This window comes from Exiguobacterium sp. s192, assembly GCF_018618795.1.
GTDB lineage: Bacteria > Bacillota > Bacilli > Exiguobacteriales > Exiguobacteriaceae > Exiguobacterium_A > Exiguobacterium_A undae.
On record NZ_JACSMS010000007.1, the window covers coordinates 33,263 to 50,664 of the forward strand.

General features: G+C 49.6%; 13 protein-coding genes. 5 read left to right on the forward strand and 8 right to left on the reverse strand.

Annotated elements, in window-relative coordinates; genetic code table 11:
• Positions 1-612: a response regulator gene (locus tag KNP87_RS12005; RefSeq protein ID WP_026834250.1), complete on the forward strand. Its 612-nt coding sequence runs from the start codon at positions 1-3 to the stop codon at positions 610-612.
• On the opposite strand, the gene KNP87_RS12010 is transcribed toward KNP87_RS12005, so the two are convergent.
• Genes KNP87_RS12010 through KNP87_RS12020 form a run of 3 tightly spaced genes read right to left on the reverse strand, consistent with a single transcriptional unit; the run spans position 596 to position 3,782 of the window.
• Positions 596-1,462 carry a glycosyltransferase family 2 protein gene (locus tag KNP87_RS12010; protein WP_028107209.1) on the reverse strand — a complete coding sequence of 289 codons (867 nt, stop codon included), beginning with the start codon at positions 1,460-1,462 and terminating at the stop codon, positions 596-598. The two genes, KNP87_RS12005 and KNP87_RS12010, sit on opposite strands and share 17 nt — an antisense overlap.
• Positions 1,459-2,598: a glycosyltransferase family 4 protein gene (locus KNP87_RS12015; RefSeq protein WP_214721822.1), complete on the reverse strand. Its 1,140-nt coding sequence runs from the start codon at positions 2,596-2,598 to the stop codon at positions 1,459-1,461. Before KNP87_RS12015 ends, KNP87_RS12010 begins: the two co-directional genes overlap by 4 nt.
• A complete protein-coding gene (locus KNP87_RS12020; protein WP_028107207.1) occupies positions 2,595-3,782 on the reverse strand; it encodes a lipopolysaccharide biosynthesis protein in 1,188 nt (395 codons plus the stop codon). The genes KNP87_RS12015 and KNP87_RS12020 overlap by 4 nt, the downstream gene beginning before the upstream one ends.
• A 50-nt stretch (positions 3,783-3,832) precedes the next feature.
• Here KNP87_RS12020 and KNP87_RS12025 point away from each other — a divergent pair, with 50 nt between their 5' ends.
• Entirely contained in the window at positions 3,833-4,987 is a 1,155-nt protein-coding gene (locus tag KNP87_RS12025) for a glycosyltransferase (protein WP_035414293.1), read from the forward strand.
• Positions 4,988-5,034: 47 nt separating this feature from the next.
• Here the strand turns inward: KNP87_RS12025 and KNP87_RS12030 are convergent, their stop codons facing one another.
• Positions 5,035-9,495: a glucosyltransferase domain-containing protein gene (locus KNP87_RS12030; RefSeq protein WP_214721823.1), complete on the reverse strand. Its 4,461-nt coding sequence runs from the start codon at positions 9,493-9,495 to the stop codon at positions 5,035-5,037.
• A gap of 142 nt (positions 9,496-9,637) precedes the next feature.
• Positions 9,638-11,164 carry a methyl-accepting chemotaxis protein gene (locus KNP87_RS12035; RefSeq protein ID WP_214721824.1) on the reverse strand — a complete coding sequence of 509 codons (1,527 nt, stop codon included), beginning with the start codon at positions 11,162-11,164 and terminating at the stop codon, positions 9,638-9,640.
• Positions 11,165-11,370: 206 nt separating this feature from the next.
• Here KNP87_RS12035 and ypfJ point away from each other — a divergent pair, with 206 nt between their 5' ends.
• Complete coding sequence (gene ypfJ, locus KNP87_RS12040) at positions 11,371-12,216, forward strand: KPN_02809 family neutral zinc metallopeptidase (RefSeq protein ID WP_028107204.1); 846 nt, start codon at positions 11,371-11,373, stop codon at positions 12,214-12,216.
• A gap of 48 nt (positions 12,217-12,264) precedes the next feature.
• Here ypfJ and KNP87_RS12045 read toward each other — a convergent pair whose 3' ends face one another.
• Positions 12,265-12,654: a nuclear transport factor 2 family protein gene (locus KNP87_RS12045; protein WP_251135581.1), complete on the reverse strand. Its 390-nt coding sequence runs from the start codon at positions 12,652-12,654 to the stop codon at positions 12,265-12,267.
• A 15-nt stretch (positions 12,655-12,669) separates the two neighbouring features.
• On the reverse strand, positions 12,670-13,152 hold the full coding sequence (locus tag KNP87_RS12050) for an RrF2 family transcriptional regulator (protein WP_028107202.1): 483 nt from the start codon (positions 13,150-13,152) through the stop codon (positions 12,670-12,672).
• 211 nt (positions 13,153-13,363) lie between these two features.
• Between KNP87_RS12050 and cydD the strand changes: the two genes are divergently transcribed.
• Positions 13,364-15,094, forward strand: a complete 1,731-nt coding sequence (cydD, locus tag KNP87_RS12055) for a thiol reductant ABC exporter subunit CydD (protein WP_214721826.1) — start codon at positions 13,364-13,366, stop codon at positions 15,092-15,094.
• On the forward strand, positions 15,091-16,809 hold the full coding sequence (gene cydC / locus KNP87_RS12060) for a thiol reductant ABC exporter subunit CydC (RefSeq protein WP_214721827.1): 1,719 nt from the start codon (positions 15,091-15,093) through the stop codon (positions 16,807-16,809). Before cydD ends, cydC begins: the two co-directional genes overlap by 4 nt.
• Positions 16,810-16,878: 69 nt before the next feature.
• On the opposite strand, the gene KNP87_RS12065 is transcribed toward cydC, so the two are convergent.
• A complete protein-coding gene (locus tag KNP87_RS12065) occupies positions 16,879-17,370 on the reverse strand; it encodes a hypothetical protein (protein WP_214721828.1) in 492 nt (163 codons plus the stop codon).
• Positions 17,371-17,402: the final 32 nt, after the last annotated feature.

The window sequence follows — 17,402 nt, forward strand, 5'->3', positions numbered from 1 at the left end:
ATGGCACTGTACTTATTAGTTGATGCGCACGAGCCGACAAGAAAGATTTTGCAACGGAAGTTACTGGAACAGAATCAAGAAGTAGCAGAAGCCGCCTCGGCAGAAGAAGCTTTATCGGTCCTCGAAGCACAAGACGTGGATGTCATCGTGACTGAATTACGCTTGCCGCAACTCGATGGGGTTGAACTGCTGAAAAAGGTCACGCGCTTGTACCCGTTGACCAAACAAATTGTTCTGACGGATTACATGCAATTGCATACGTTGCTCGCTGCCGTCAATTCGGGCAACATCAGCCGCTTGATGACGAAACCGTTGAAAGTTGACGAAACGATTCTTCGGATCATGAAAAAAATCGGAGCGGAAGTGGTGGAGACGAAACACCGGAAAAACAATATCGGTGTCATGTTTAACGGGATTTTAACCAATGCCAATCGTCCTTATTGTTTATTTTTTGAGGATGGAACGATTGTTGGTCGCCGTGCGCTGGAAATTCCGAATCAAGAAGCGCCGGATGATGAAATGAACGGCTTGCACCGTTTTGAGTTTCCGACGCAATTCGGAACCTATATCTTGTACCAATCAATGAATGGAACGGTCATGAAACACGTTTGAAGACAAGCGACTCGACTCCGATGAAGCTGAGGCGGATGTACATGTAGATCACACCGGCAGCGAGAAGCGGATGACGCACGTATTTTTTGAGATTCGTTTTATGATACAAAACAGGTCGGAAAAAGTACCAGCGTTGCAACGCCTTTGCCAGTCCGCCGTCTTCGTTTTGAAGCGTCGTCGGCATGACGTCAAAGTAATAGCGTTTCTTTTGGAGCAGGTCGGTCAGTTCGACCTGTTTTTCATTGTGCCGGACGAAAGTGAAGGTCGCCCGCCGGATTTGCCCTCCTTGCTCCAGGTAACGGATGGTGGGTTGGGTTTCCTCAAAACTGATTTGTGTCGGATCAATTTCACCCGAAGTCACATAGGCGTCGAGCCGCCAAAAACGGGCGGCTTCGATCGAATTGGCATCAAGCTGATCGGTCGGAATGTTAAACAGGTTCCGTTCGAACACTTTGACCTGGCTGAAAAAATTCGAATGGTCGCTGTATGCCTGTTCCGGGATGACAAGTGCTCCGATATCCGGATGGGCTTCGAGGTACAACAGACAACTCTTCAAGAGGTCATCCGACAGCACCATATCCGAATCGATGATATACAGATAATCGACGTCGAGTGCTTTTAGACGATCGATGGCCGTCTTTCGCGCAATCCCGCGTTCGCCATGCGGCAACGCGATGACCTCAAAGCGTTCATCGTGTTGTGTTAACCGTCTGATTGTCTCGACCGTTTGATCAGTCGATCCATCGTCGGCAATGATACAACGAAAAGGTGAAGCTTGGGCTTGGAGAGAACGAATCGTTTCTTCGATAATGGCTTCATTTTGATACGTCGACATCGCGATTCCAATCATACATACTCCTCCTTCACATCAGGTAGTGGAAGTTCGTTCTGGAGCCAGTTTCGAAAATGTTGACCGGTGTTATCCCAGTGCAGCGTCTGGGCGAAGCGATAGGCAGCATAACGAATCGTGTCGTATTGTTCGGTGTCTTGAATGCAGGAACGCATTTCGGAAGCGAGCGCACCGGGCGACTGGGCGACAGTCATATAACCCGCCATCCCGTACTGGACGGCATCTCGTAAACCGGGGGCGTCATAAACGATCGTCGGTGTGCCGACAGCGGCCGCTTCACTGACCGTCAATCCCCAGCCTTCCCGTTTGGAAGGGAAGAGAAGGGCGGTCGCCCGACTCATTCGTTCTAGCTTTTCCTCTGCGCTGACAAAGCCGAAGTACGTAATGTCTCCCCGAATCTCTTCCGGGACAAGCGGGTCCAGCTGCTGTTGGATATAGCGCTCATCTTTTTTGCCGATGACCCAAAACTTCGCTGTCGGAAATTCTTGTTTTAGGATGACGAAGGCCTGAATGGCATCGTCGATTCCTTTATAAGCAGACATCCGTCCGACGTATAAAAAGGTCGGGACCGGCTCTTTCGGCTGCCAGGTGTCTTCTTTCCAAGGAACAAAATCGAGTCCTTCGGGCAGAATCGTGATCTGTTGTTTGGAAAAGCCGATGGAGCGTAAGTCATCCGCCGTCGACTGACTGACCGTCAAGGCGCGTCCGTGACGATACAACTGGAGCCGGGGCGTCTCGGTCTGTTCGCCGAGCCAGGCATACGGGCGCTTGACGTTGATCTGCCAGATTTCACGCGTGAATTGATGAATGAACAGGGCACGCTTAGCACGTGGAACATACAACGGCGTGAAGAACTGATGGGTGTTGACCTGATCGACGACGAGATCGATCGATGAAGCGTGTTTGTAATAGTAAGAAGCCGCATACGGAATGACGGTTGCGAGTGTACCGTGGCGGACGTACGTGATGCCGTCTAAAAATTCGACGTCATGTCCCCCTTCAAAGGCGGGGGAAATGTGCGTGATCGTATAGTCATCCGCGACACGGCGAAGCATTTCGTGTGTAAAGACCTCGGCACCACCGGCCTTCGGGTGTTTGATGTCACGCCACGATAAAAATAAGAGATGGGGTTTCATAAATGCTCCTCCTTTTTCGCAATCAATCGCTGTTTTGGCAAAATGAATCTCAGGACAAAGGCACTTCCTAACAAGACGACCGCTTGCCCGGTCAACCAAATTTCAACCGTTTGGCGGACGAACATAAGGGAGAGGACCAATAAGACGAGAATCCCCCAGAACCATTTCAGATAGCTTGTCCGGTGCAGCGAAAATTGGACAAGTGCTTCGTACTGGATCAGGGTGATGCCGGCGTAGACGAGCACCATGTATTTGACATACTGTCCGGCTAAGTCATAACCGGATCCGAATAACCAGGGAATGAGATACGGGACCACTGTGACGTAAAAGAGGACGGCACAGGCAAGACCACTTAATAGAAACAGGTACAACTTACGTTCCCAAATGTGAAAGGACTGTTGGTGATTAAGGCTGCTAAGGCGCGGTAAAAGAAGCTGCGATAAGGAAAGGGCGACAAACAACAACAACTGACCGAACCGCAAGGCGACGGAATAGTCGCCGGCAAATGTCGGGAAAAACCGTGTCACGAGCAGGCTGTCGAGTGTAAAGAAGAGGGTCATGACGACTTGGGTGTGAATCATATGTGTCAAACCGTGCCACCGGGTTGGACCGGTACTCTCTGGGAACGGTGTCTGAAGCAGGCTGACAAGATAAGCCATCAGCATCCCGATCAAGATAAAGGTTAAGGCAAGCGTCACATTCGTATACTGAAGCAAGAACCAGGTGGCCATCACTTTTGTTAACGATTCAACATAATACGAAAGGTTCAGGGCGTAAAAACGTTCTTGCGCTTGAATGACACCACGCCGGAAAGATAATAAGATATGGAAGAAGACTGTAAGCACAACAAGAAGAAGGTTTATTCTGGTAAAAGGTAGAAGGTTAGGTAAGACATACAGTAAGATAAGTAAAATGACTCCGACGACAGCCAACAACCGGTTTCGTAAAACACGATAATGATTCGTTAAATGTTGACTGAGATCGCGTGTGACCGTCCACTGCAAGGCGCTTCCGATGATCAGGAGCAGACCCAGTAAAGCGAGATAACCGTTTAAAAATCCATAGTCGACACTTGATAATTGACGGGCTAACAACAAGTGATAGGCATAGTTGACGATGTTCAATAAAATATCGAGAACCGGAAAAATCAAAATTACCGCATGACGGTTTAGAAAACCAGTCATCGGAACACCTCCCATCAATCGTTTGAATGATACGGAAAGGATGAATCAGTATGAATCAAGGTCATATCGCAGTCTTTACGGACCACGGACGGAACATTCCTTACGAAACCCTGATTTCCTATTATCCTGTACTCTTTTATACACAACCTGGTAAATGTCCTGCTTCATTTGAACAAATTGCCATTACAGAAGTGCAGAGTGCGGAAGGTGAACATGATATCAAGTTGTATGTCGTCGACTATCAGACGCGTGAAGACGAGTTGAAAATCGTGAATCAAATCCGCAGTATCCGTTCGCGCGCCAAAATTCTGCTGATCAAAGATGTCGTGCGGATGAAAGGGGATTTCCCCTACGAAGCAGTAAAAGGGGACGGCATTTTACGCACCTTTTCCTACCGGGCGGGCTACCCGAATGAACTGTTTGCTGAAATCCAACATATCATCCATCCTGAATATCCCATTTTAAAAGACACTATAGCCTTTATATTACCAATATTTAACGAAGAGAAACGTTTTATGCATGTAAAACAATTTTTAGAAGCCTTGGCAGAGCTGATCAGTGAAGATTACATTCATGCCTCGATCAACTTCTTTGATGATGCCTCTTCTGACCGTTCAAAGGCGTTGTTACATGACTACCGGTCCATCGTCATGGAAGCGACGGATACACTGTTTACAGTCGGATATCTGGAAGTCCATCAGGTGGAACGGAATACTCGGAAAGCGGGACTTTTCATCGAAGGGATGAAAAATATCTCGAGTGATTATTACGTGTTCGTCGATGCCGACAATTCGTTTAAGACAGAAGACATCGCCCGTCTGTTGACGATTGCCCAAAACGATTATTATGATATCGTCATCGGAACGAAGGACCTGACGATCGAAGACCGCGGTCTTGTCCGGCGTTTGCTCAGTTTTGCCAAACGGAATCTGACACGGACCTTTTTACCAAAAGGGGTGACGGATTCACAAACCGGTCTAAAAATCATCAATCGTCGTGTCGTCCCGCGGATCCTGCCGTATTTAAACGTCGAGAGTGGTCTGGCGATTGATCTGGAATTGATGTATGCCGCGAAAAAAGAGCGGTTGCGTGTGTTCCAACAGCCTGTGACCTGTATCGAGCGGGAAGGATCACACGTCAATCTGGTCAAGGACTCGATTGCTTTTTTAAAGACGATGATTGCTTTGTATCGACGCCATCGTTAAATACCCTGTACCGGTTCGCTATGCAACGGGTCGGTACAGGGTATTTGTCATGTCTTCGTTTTTTTAGGGCGACTAATCGTTGAGGACAGTTTTGCGCGGAACCGTTGACGAACCGCTACGAACCGGTGACCCGTCATCCACCAGATCAGCAGTCCGCTCAAGGGGAATGCGAGCAATAGGACCGTCAGTCCGACGTAATAGACGGGACGTAAGACGACGGTGACATCGGCCGTTGATTGAGTCGAGCGGTACAGTTGGCTGACGCCGTTCAGCGCGATGTTGCCCCGCATCGGTTCGACGCCGTCCCGTAACTCAAAGAGCGGTGTCGGCGAATCGTTGACTGTAAAACGACCAAGGGACGCATCACTTGTGATGTGTCGATTCATCAAGGATGGAGTGATGCCGAGTTTCTCGGCCGGTGTTTTGGCAAACAGCGGTTTTCCGGTCTGCTCTGCCATCACGAACTGGTCGACGAGGATCAGTTGATCGTAAGGGAGAAACTCCAGATTTTTGAGCTGTAAGCTGCCCGCCTTTTTTTCATTGCCGCGTGTCCAGATATGGAGCTGCATCCGGACCGTTTTTTTCGGAGGAATGATCATCTGTTCGTAATGATTCCAGCGGCTCTTTTTGTCTTCCTCGACTTCATTGATGAAATCAGTCCCGATGACACGGTCTTTTTCATCCAGATAAAAAACTTTCAAGTGGCGTTGCCGGACATTTTTACTGACCGCATCAAACTGCAGCAAGTATTCATGATTCGGACGTGCCTTGATTTTTTGAGAGGCGAAGATATACCAGTCACACGAACAAGTTGCTTCATATTCCATGCGATACGTACCGTCTTTTTCGCTCCCGCTGAACATATCGTCCGTGATCGAGACACATGTCGCACAATTGGCGGCTGCTTCCGGTTCCGTAAGCGGCTTGTCGGTGACGATTTCATTCGGATCAAATTGATGCAGATCGTCCATCGTAACGAGTGACGGAACGGCACTCGCATACACCAGTTCAACTTCATAACGACCGCCCGTCAACGGGATGTCTTCCAGCGTAATCTGATGAAGTGCCGAGTAGACATCCGGCAAGGATTCGAGTTGATACGGAAAATCCCGGTGCAACGGATCGAAGGTCACCGTTTCTTGACCAATCGCTTGTTTTCGGATGTCTACCGTTTTGAAATCCTGCGCTGTCAAGACACGCCGGTAGATTGTTTCTTTTCCATCCCGCAGCAAGACGGTCAGACGTCCTTTTGGATTCGTCGGTCGTGTCGCCTTCAGTTGGATGTCGTAAGTGCCGTCTTCACGTACATCAATCGTTCGACGCAACGCACCGTTTTGAGCAGCCACACCCTTTCCGAAACTGAATCCGGGATAGTTGCGTTCGGATTGAAGATGTCCCTCGTAATCAAAGGCGGTTTCTGCTTCGAGCACCATCAACGTTTTGGTGATGGCGAGCTTCTCGTCCAGTCGTTCCTGAACTTTCGTCCATTCTGCTTTCGGAATCAAGACGATATTTTGGACGGCATTAAAGCCGGCCGTATTCGTGATACGGAGTGTCGAACTGCTGTTTTCTGCGATGAGGTTTCCAAGCGGCACCCAAACGAGTTTTGCCCCTGCCGCTTGCTTCGTCTTGACCGAGAATGTTTGATCGTTGAATTCAAAGTCAAGCTGGCCGCCGTTTTGGTTCAATAAGACACGTGCATAACCGGCATAACGACCGCGGGTAGTCTCTTTTGTCATCTCAATCGTGTTCGGTACCATGTAGTCCTCGAAACTGAAAATCTTGATATCGTGGACCCACCAGTACGTTTTCCGCTCCGGACGCTGAAAACTCAGCAAATCGATCCGCATCGTCTTGGCGTCTTTCGGGGTGACATATTCGCCTTGCAGATGGATCGCATCCAGGTCACCGGAATCGCGTGGGGCGACGACATACGTCTGATTCAGCTCACGCTCCTGTGCATCATAAAACCGGACTTTGACATGCAACCGGTCGACGCCGCGACCGGACGCTGTGATATCAAACCGGTACGCATTGTTCGGTAAGGCGTCCAGCTTGCCGGATTTTGCGACTTGCCAAATGTATTTCGGATCGCCTTCTGCGACTTCTGCGTGCAGGACAGGCAGATTGTTTTCTTTTGATAAGGGATTCGGCGACAAGTCGACGATGTCCGGATTATCCGCTTTGAAAAACGTCTCGTCCTCAAGCATCGAGTTGAACGACGCGACTTGTTTTGTCTTCAACTGATCAAGTTTATAGACGGGGGCATTGATCTTGGCCGAGGCGAAAGACAACCCGATTCCATCCCCGAAGTCGAGATCAAACGACGGATTTGCGATCCCCTGTGTCCGTAAATACCAGCGCCAATCACTGTTTGCCAAAAAGGTTTTGCCCCAGTTCAGGAACGAGTTGGCGGAGTCGATTGCCTCAAACGGTTTCCAGTAGTACTGTTCCGGAACCTGGCTCAGCAACACATCGTTTTCTTCCGCCATTTCGATGATGTCATCTTGTTTCAACCAGGATAACCCGTCCTGATGAGCTTGCGTCGCATATAAAATCGACTGGGGACCGAGGGCGTAGTCGTCCAATGTGGAGAAGGTAACCGACCGCTCAAGTCCGTACGGTGTCAAAATCAGTTGCGGAACGGTCCGAGTGTCGAGTGGTTCGATTAAATCGAATAACGTAAACAGACCCACTTGTTTTGTCGCGAGTAGATCACGTTGGGTTGCGAGAATCTTTTTGTTGAAGGCTTGCCGCTCCTTCATGCCCGTATATTCCGTCCGGTATGCAAACTGTTGCAGACCAAACGCCTGTGCAATTTGTCCGGCTTGATCGGAGCGACCCGTATCGAGCAAATACTGCATGAACGTCATCATGTAGCGGACCGTCTGGGTGGTACCTTCGTGGTGAAAGACGGTGTTTGCCTGCGAACCGTAGACGTGGACATCGCCGGTTGCTTTGGTTTCGCCGTCCGGATGCGGATTTTTATTCCAGGTCGGTGTCGCGACCCCGGTACTCGGTTGTGTCATTTCATCCGCAATCGGAAACTGAAGCCATTTCCCGTCAATCAGTTTTTGAACGGCGGTATATTCTTTCGGCATCTTCACCGGATGATAAAAACCTTCCATGTAGACGGCGCGGTACGGCCAGAAAAACAAACCGAGAGCGATGACCGTCGTCCCGATTGCAAGCAGGCGGTAAATCGGGAGCGGCAACGTTTTGGAAGGGCGGTTGAATACGGTTGCGAGACTTGAAGCGAGCAACAAACTATAGCTCACCATCAGCAATCCGACTAACTTGTTAGGGTCCCGAAACATGGCGCCGATCAGCGGCGTCTTCGTGACGAACAAGACAAAGAAGTCGGCGACCTGCTCGTGCGTCCCTGTCGCAAACACAATCAACGGGATGCTGAGCCCGGTGAAGAATAACAGGATCGGCTGACGATAGGAGACGAACGCACCAAGCGAAATCAATAACAGAATAACGCCGCCGCCTAACCAGAAACTGAGCGGTAACGTCGTCAGATCAAACATGGGCCACCAGTAGCTCGTTAAATAAAACACATTCGTCCATGAAGAATGACGGCTGAACAACATCAACGTATCGGAGACATTGATGTTGTGCTGCGAAGCTTGTGATCCGGTCAAGATGGAACCGACATACATGAAAAACCAGTATGAATTAAACAACAGGAAAACAAGCGAAAAGGCAATCGTGGAGCGGACATAAAAACCGATCAACGGTTGAATGATTTGCTCCTTCCGACGTGTCCAGAAGGTCTTCGCAAAAATCAGGGCGACCATGATCCCCATGTAGATCAAGGAAAAGAAAAAGTAATGGATGCCGGCCGCCATGAAAGCAAAGACAACGGACAGTCCGGTAATGTCGATCCATGTCCGGCGCGACAGCCGGTCGGATAAGGAAAAGTTCGGATTCAGCTGTTCGCGGAACTTGGGATCAAATATATTAAAAAACAATAACAAGGCAAGTGGAAAGACGGAGTAGCCACATAAGAGATAGATGTGCTGGATCCGCGTGATGACCCATGGATTCAAGGCGTAAAACAAAGCGGCGAGACCAAAGGCGACGAGTGATAAAAAAGAAAAGTGAGGTGAGACGTAGACCGAATGTAACCGTTTCGTCAAAGCGAACATCGAAACAGCGGACACAATCAACAAGCCAAAAATAAACGACTTGATCAGAATCGGACCGGACGCACCAAACAGCAGACTGAGCAGATAAAAAGGAAAGATGTAAATCAGACGGGCGACGTTCAACAAGGTCGTCGTACTCCACCGGTTGTTCCAGGCGCCAAAAATTTCCTCGAGATACCGATTGGACGAGAGACCAAATGACATATCACTGAAGACGACCATTCCCGGTTTCAGCAGGGGGGCGCCGTACAGAACAATCAAAACGAGAACGCCGGTTAATACGAGAGCATCTTTGCGGTAGGTTCGACCAAATCTGCGGGCAGCATCGAGTAGTGATTGTAGTGAGGTCTGCATCAAAGAACTCCTCTCTCAAAAAAAAGGTCAATTCTTTTACTATTCGGGATGTACCGGGATGATTCCTAGAACAGCTTCACTTAATTTTAACAAAAATGACAACAGACTCCTCCGTCTGAAGGAGGAGTCTGCATGGTTTACATTACCGTTCGATGTGATTGGTCAATTCATCAACCAATTGTTCCAAAGAATTTGTCATCTGACCGAGTGACTGGGTCATCGTTTCAAATTCGTGTTGGACGGTCGTTTGTTGTTCGAGTGAGGCGGCGGTCGATTCAATGCCGTGGCGGACTTCAAGCGAGGCGGTTCGGGTCGTTTCCATCCGCTGTTCGATATCAAGCATCTGGACCCCGACCCCTTGACGGGCCGTTTGAATCGAGCTGATGCTTTGTTCGACCTCCTGGACCAGTTGTGTGATGTCAGCAAACGTCTGCCGGACACGCTTGGTCATCTGCTGGTTTTCCGACAGTGTCGCCGTATAACTGGCTGCCGTTTCCTTGATTTGATCGGTATCGGCAATCAATGCTTGTAAAACTTCCGTCACTTCATTGGCATAGCTGCGGGACTGGACCGCGAGGTGACCAACTTCCGTCGCGACGACGGCAAAGCCACGCCCGGCGTCACCGGCACGTGCGGCTTCGATGGCGGCGTTTAACGCCAGTAAGTTGGTCTGGCCGGCGATCGCTTCCAGACTGGCAAGGATTTTTTGGATTTTATCCGATCGGCTGGCCATTGCCGTAACAGAAGTATGCAGACCGTTCGTCGATTCGACCATCGCTTCCACCCGGCGGTCCATCAGATGCATTTCTTCGTTTCCGGTCAAAGCGGTTTTCGTCATATTTTCCGTCGTCGTGGCCGTCCGTGCCATTTTCGCCTGAATCGTTGCGATGGCGGCATTGATCTGGTGCAACTGATCCGTTCCTTGTTGCATCGATTGGTGTTGACCGTCGGCAGAATGGACGATCGGCGCAATGGCAGTCGCGATTTGATTGGTCGCTTCAACCGATTGGACAGCGGCCTGTTGTAAATGCATCGTATTGGTCTTCAAACTACCGACCAGGGATTCAATCTGTTGACTGACATTCGTGATCAGCGTCGTTGCGTCCGCTTCACGGCGTGACGCCGCTTGACGTTCCTTATTCTGAACACTGATTTGAATGATGAGCGCAGCACTCGTCAAAATCAGGAAGACGGCATGAATCATCAGAATGCTGAACGGATAACCGGTCGTCCCGCAAATCAACGCCGGTGCAAAAAAGAAGCCGGCAAAATGTTGAACGGCAAACAGAACGGTACTGACAAGAATCAAATCAATCCGACGGAAGTAGGCAATCAAGGCCAACACCATAAAAATCGAGAAATGGTATTCGACGAGCCCGTTTCCACCAGCGATCATCGACATACTGGAAAAAGTTAACGTCAGTGTCAACAAAAGCGGTACGTGTTTACTGCGTGGGTGCATCCGGTACAGGACTGCAGCAGCAAGCAAACAGAACACCGGTAACAAAGCGATCCAAGTCAGCGCGACTGGTGAAGCGGCACTGACGTTTCCACGGGTGATTTGATATCCGTCCGCAAATGCTGTGAAGCGGTGTAAACCATGAATGATCAATGACAAGACGACGACAAAAAGGCTGATTCCAAGCATAAGTTGATTTCGACGTTTCATAAAATAAAATTCCCCCATTTTTTAGTTAAAAGTGAAACAAATCACGAGTAAACATGCTAAACGTATACGACTATCGGTCGAGGAATTCAGATTGTTTAGCTTCAAGATACTTAAAATAAAATTAAATTTTAAAACCTGAAATCACGCCTAAAGTAACACAATATGGGGTATAGAAATGCATTGAGATTTAAGTAGGAGGAACGTGTATGAAATGGAAGGGCAGAGAAAGAAGTTCGAACGTTGAAGACCGGCGGGGGATGGGTGGAAAAGGAGTTGCCGGAATCGGCGGCGGACTCGGAATCATCATTCTGATTGTCGTGACCTTGATGGGAGGCAATCCGGCTGATCTGTTAGGGGGATTAACAGAATCAGAGAACGGGAATCAGACGGAATACCAGGAAACGGCTGAAGAAAAAGAAGCGGCTGATTTCGTTTCCGTTGTCTTGGCGGATACGGAAAAAGTCTGGACAAAAGAGTTTAAGCAGGACGGCATGACCTATCAAGAACCGACACTTGTCCTCTATACGGATCAAGTCAGTTCCGCATGTGGAGAAGCCGGGAAGTCTGTCGGGCCTTTTTATTGTCCGGGGGATCAGAAATTATACATCGATTTAAGTTTTTATGACGAGTTGCAAACGAAATACGGCGCACCGGGTGATTTTGCGATGGCGTATGTCATCGCCCATGAAGTCGGGCACCATGTCCAGACCTTGCTCGGAACATCAGACGAAATCATGCCGCTTCGTCAAAAGATGAGCGAAGAGAAATTTAACAAGTATCTCGTTCGTTTTGAACTGCAGGCGGATTATTATGCGGGCGTCTGGGCGCATCACGCGCAAGGACAAAATCTGCTGGAAGAAGGCGATTTGGAAGAGGCACTTGGTGCCGCGAATGCCGTCGGCGACGATACGTTACAGGAGAAAGGACAAGGCTATGTCGTGCCGGAAAGCTTTACGCACGGGACGTCTGCGCAACGGGAACGCTGGTTCCAAAAAGGATTTGACAACGGAACGATTGAAGGCGGCGACACCTTCAAAGCGAAGAACTTATAAGCATGAGCAACAGGCACCACTTCATAACGAAGTGATGCCTGTTTTAGATTAATCGTTGTATTGGTTGAACATCGTAGTATCGTCCGGGACATTAGCGAGGTAGACGATTTTTCCGTCTGCATCCAGTCGGGCGATATCCGTTCCGTCTTGCGTGAAGACCGATCCGTCCGCCCGCTTACCGCAAACGGCCCAGCGTGTTTCAAGCGTATCGCCTGTTTCGGAAGGCAACCATCCTGCATGCATGTGCTTGATGTCCTGATTGGCGGTAAAGACCATCCGGACAAACTGTTTCCAGGCGTCAATCCCGTGTTGTTCCTGTCCGTTGAGGACAAACGTAATCTCATCCGAGAACAGGGAAATCAAGTCCGTAAAAGCTTGTTCGTCGGTCCGGGAAGCATCAAATAAATCAAAATAGCGGTCGAGTGTAGTAGTGTTCATCATAATAATCTCCTTTTAGTTGCGAATCATTTTTTCTTCGATTAAGCTTTGCAGTTTTGTCAGATGGTCGGGCGGACAGTTCAAATAAATTTCACGGCGGATCGAATCGATCGTCTCGCGTTTGAGCGTCGATTGCCACGACTGTTCGGCTTCCGCCATCAAGTCGGACAATAAGCAGATGTTTTGATTTTGGATCCCCATCAAATCTTCAAAGACTCCGCTTGACGCATACAAAGATTGTTTGCCTTCAATTGCTTCGTAGACATCAAACACACGAATTTGTTCCGGCGAAGCTTTCAGCCGGAACCCGCCTTTGGCTCCGGGAACGGACATCAGCAGATCCGCATGAACAAGCTTGCGGAGCAGTTTTTGAAAGTAGGTCGGGGAAGCACCGAGTTGTTGGCTGATGAATTCGCCCGGCAGGACCCCTTTATCCGGTAAAAACGTCAATAACAGCATGGCATAGATGGATTGTTCGACACCGGTCTTCATTTGCATAAGACATTCTCCTTTTTGTATAACGTGGATAACTATTGTCCACGATACAACCGGATCAATGGATTGTCCAGTAAAATGTCTCTCACAAAACCGTCACACCTTTTCGACAGCATACCCGTGGCATCAATAGAATGGATTCGGTATACTGAATGTACGATATGTGAAAATATTCACTAAAAGTCGTTCACACTTTGTGAAAGGGCGTTTGATTATGAATCCACTTAAAGGAATCATCACGATTCCACGTTCAATTTTAATACAACTGGTGCTGGCGGCCGTCTTAATGGGTGTTGCCGTCATCGGTCAATCCTATTTGATCGTCATCATCGTCGATCGGATTTTCCTGCAAGGGGATCCGTTCGCGGCAGTCATTCCGTTGCTTGGTGTCCTGCTCGGGATGCTTGTCCTGCGTGTCGGCGTCACGTACTGGAACGGACGTCTCGGGACGAATCTTGCGGCACGGGTCAAACAGGACTTACGCCAGGCACTTGTTGCGAAATATACGAAAAACTCCGTTGAATCGATGCTCGAAGGACAATCCGGAAAAAAGGTCAGTGTCTTGCTGGATTCCGTCGATGAGATGGACAGTTATTACAGTCAGTACATGCCGAAAGTCATCCAGACGTCAATCGTCCCGCTGATGGTGCTGATCGCAGCCTTCAGCTATGACTGGGTCACGGGACTCGTCATGATGATTACAGCCCCGTTCATTCCGTTGTTTTACATCGTCATCGGAATCATGACCCAAAATCGGGCCGATACGCAGCTGGAGAAGATGAATGCTTTCTCCGGAACATTTCTGGATACGTTACAGGGACTGACGACGTTGAAATTATTTGGTCGGGCGAAGGCCCAACAGGACGTCATCGAACGGAGCAGCCTCGACTTTCGGGATGCGACGTTGACGGTGCTGAAACTTGCCTTCTTGTCATCATTGATGCTCGAATTCATCTCGATGCTCAGTATGGGAATGATTGCGCTTGAAGTTAGCTTACGTTTGATTCTGTTCCAAAGCATCACCTTTGTCCCGGCCTTTTTGATGTTGGTATTGGCGCCGGAATACTATCTGGCGTTAAAGGAAATGGGCGCAGCGTTCCATACAGGACGGGGCAGTGTCGCGGCTGCGAAACAGATTGCGGCGGAACTGACGGAAGATGACCGGAGCGTCGTCTTCGGACAGACGGAACTGCCGGCAGCCCGTCCACCACAGATCGAATTAAAGGACGTCGCTTTTTCGTACCGCGATGCCCGGTTTGCGATGGCCGAACTGAATCTTGCAATCGAACCGTATCAGAAGGTCGCGTTGATCGGTCGCAGCGGTGCCGGTAAATCGACGGTCCTTCAGTTGCTCGCGGGTCTCGCCGATCCGCAGGACGGACAACTGTTACTTGACGGTCAACCCCGTCAGATGATCACCGAAGCAAGCTGGTTCCGCCAACTGAGCTATATCTCCCAGCATCCGTATTTGTATGCCGGGACGCTGGCGGAGAATATCGCGATTGGTGAATTGCGTGAAGCATCCCGTTCAGCGATTGAACAGGCCGCATCTGACGCCGGTCTGACAGAACTGATCGGACAGTTGCCGAACGGACTCGATACAGTGATCGGGGAAGGCGGACGCGGATTATCCGGCGGAGAAAAGCAGCGCGTTGCCTTGGCGCGTGCGTTCTTAAAACGACCAAACATCATCTTGTTTGATGAACCGACGACCGGTCTTGACGTCAAGACGGAACGGTTGTTGCAGGAAGCAATCACGGTTTTAGGACGTGAAGCGACCGTCATCACGGTCGCCCACCGGTTGCATACGATTGAACAATCGGATCAAATCGTCATTCTGGAAGCAGGACGGATTGTCGACCGAGGGACACATGAAGAGTTGATGGGACGTGAATCGGAGTATGCGATGATGCGTGCCGTTCAACGAGGGGAGGAGACACGATGAAAGAGTTGATGGGAATTTTTCGCTTGATGTTGCACCAAAAACGAGACATCGTCTTCTCGATTTTCTTCGGTGTTCTGGCTGGAGTCACAGCGGTCGGTTTGTTTGCGGCAAGTGGATTTTTAATCTCGAAAGCAGCACTGTTGCCACCGATCCAGACACTGGCTGTCTTGATTGCCTTACAGAAACTGTCCAGCTTGACGCGGGCGGCGAGTCGTTACGCCGAACGCTATTATTCGCACCGGGCGACGTTTACGATTCTCAGTGATTTACGAACGACGTTTTATAAACGACTTGAACCGCTCGCACCAGGCATCTTTGCCAAGTACCGGAGCGGCGACCTGCTCGCACGAATCGTCGGCGACGTCGAAAGTCTGCAAAATACGTTTCTACGTGTTGTTTATCCACCGATCATCTTAGTGCTCGTTTTTCTTTGTACGATCTTTTTCGTCAGCTTCTTTTCGCTCAGTGTTGCGCTTGTCCTCGTGATCGGTCTTCTGTTGACGGGATTCATCATTCCCGGCTGGTTTGCCTACCGGGAACAACGTTTTGCGCGGTCCGTTCGGGCACGGCGCGGGGAACTGTCGACGGAAGTGACAGAACTCTTCCAAGGATACCGGGACTTAAAGATTTACCAACAACTCGGAAACAAGGAAGCAGAACTGAATGCTGTCGCAGCGCGATACGTCGCGGAAGAAAAACGTAACGGTCTGCACGCCGTCTCGAATCTTGCATGGAACACACTTGCCACCTTGATCATTTCCTGGATTGTCCTTGGTCTCGGTGCTTATCTGGTCGCTGACGGTCAGCTCGAAGGTGTTTTCCTGGCCTTACTCGTCATGACCTCGTTGACGGTGTTTGAAAATGCAGCCCCAATGGCGATTTTGCCGGGCTTCTTTGAAGACAGCCGCCACGCGGCGCGACGGCTCGATGATGTGGTCGAAGCGACGGTGGAACCGAACTATCGTCCGTTTGAGCTGACGCGGGCACCGGAACTCCGGGCCGAACAGGTCACGTTTGCGTTTCCCGATCAGGAACGTCCGGTCTTACGAGATGTCAGCGTGACGTTTCCTGCCGGCAACAAAACAGCCATCGTCGGAGCGAGCGGCTCCGGGAAATCGACCTTACTGCAACTGTTGTTGCGGATGTATCCGGCAGACGGGATCCGGATTGAGGGAACGCCCGGCCAAGAGATTGATCCGGAAGCGGTATGGCGACAGTCGAATGTCGTCTTGCAACAAAACCATTTCTTTTATGGAACGATCCGCGACAATTTGAAGCTGGCCAGTAGCGAGGCAACGGATGATCAGATGATTGAAGCACTGAATCAAGTGGGTCTTTCGTTGCTCGCTCTAGACGACCGGGTGCTCGAAAAAGGGGAAAACCTGTCCGGCGGTGAAAAACAACGGCTGGCGATTGCCCGGATTTTCTTACGACAAGCTCCGCTCTACCTGCTCGACGAACCGACCTCATCGGTCGATGCCTTGACGGAACAGACCATCTTACAGCACTTGTTCGCACGTGCGGCGGATGCAACGTTGTTGCTGGTCAGTCACCGTCTCGCAGGACTCGAGGAGATGGACCAAATCGTTGTCATGGAGCAAGGTCAAGTCGTCGAAGTTGGCACGTATGCCGATTTGATGGCACGACAAGGTGCTTTTTATGCCTTAAAACAAGTTGAACAGTCAGTCTTTACACCGGATCAACTGGTCCGCTGAACGAAAAGCCACATCCTTCGCTTTGTCAGCGTGGGATATGGCTTTTTTTGTGGAATCATAGCTGGTTATTTAAAAACGGAGTTTCGATAACAGACGCTTTGATCCAACAGTCAGGCTGCTTAAGATGACAATCAGACAAACATACAAGAAAAAAGTATTGAGATTAAACACTTGAGCATTCATGAAGATACTAAATGCGCCGGTGAGGGACTCGGCATACTCAAAATCGTCCGTGTTCTCTACGACGATCCGAATCAGCTCTTCTTGATAAGCCTGGTACCGGATGATTTGATACAACGAACCGCCGATGAGGTACAGTCCGCTTAGCAGTGTCATAAACATCAGCCAAATCGGGCGAAACGCAAGGTGCAGGAACAGACGTGCCATCGTAATCGTAGTAAATATAGCCAGTACCGGGAGAAGCGGAATCAACAGGAGAGCGGGATTGCCATTACCGGACGACTGATTCGGATAGGGTGTCATGACATAACCAAAACAAAAGCAACCGGCTGCAAGCAACAGTAAACCAATTGAGAGGCGTGAAAAATAGCGAATCGGCATGAGAACCTCCTGGAAAAGATGTAGTAGTTTTA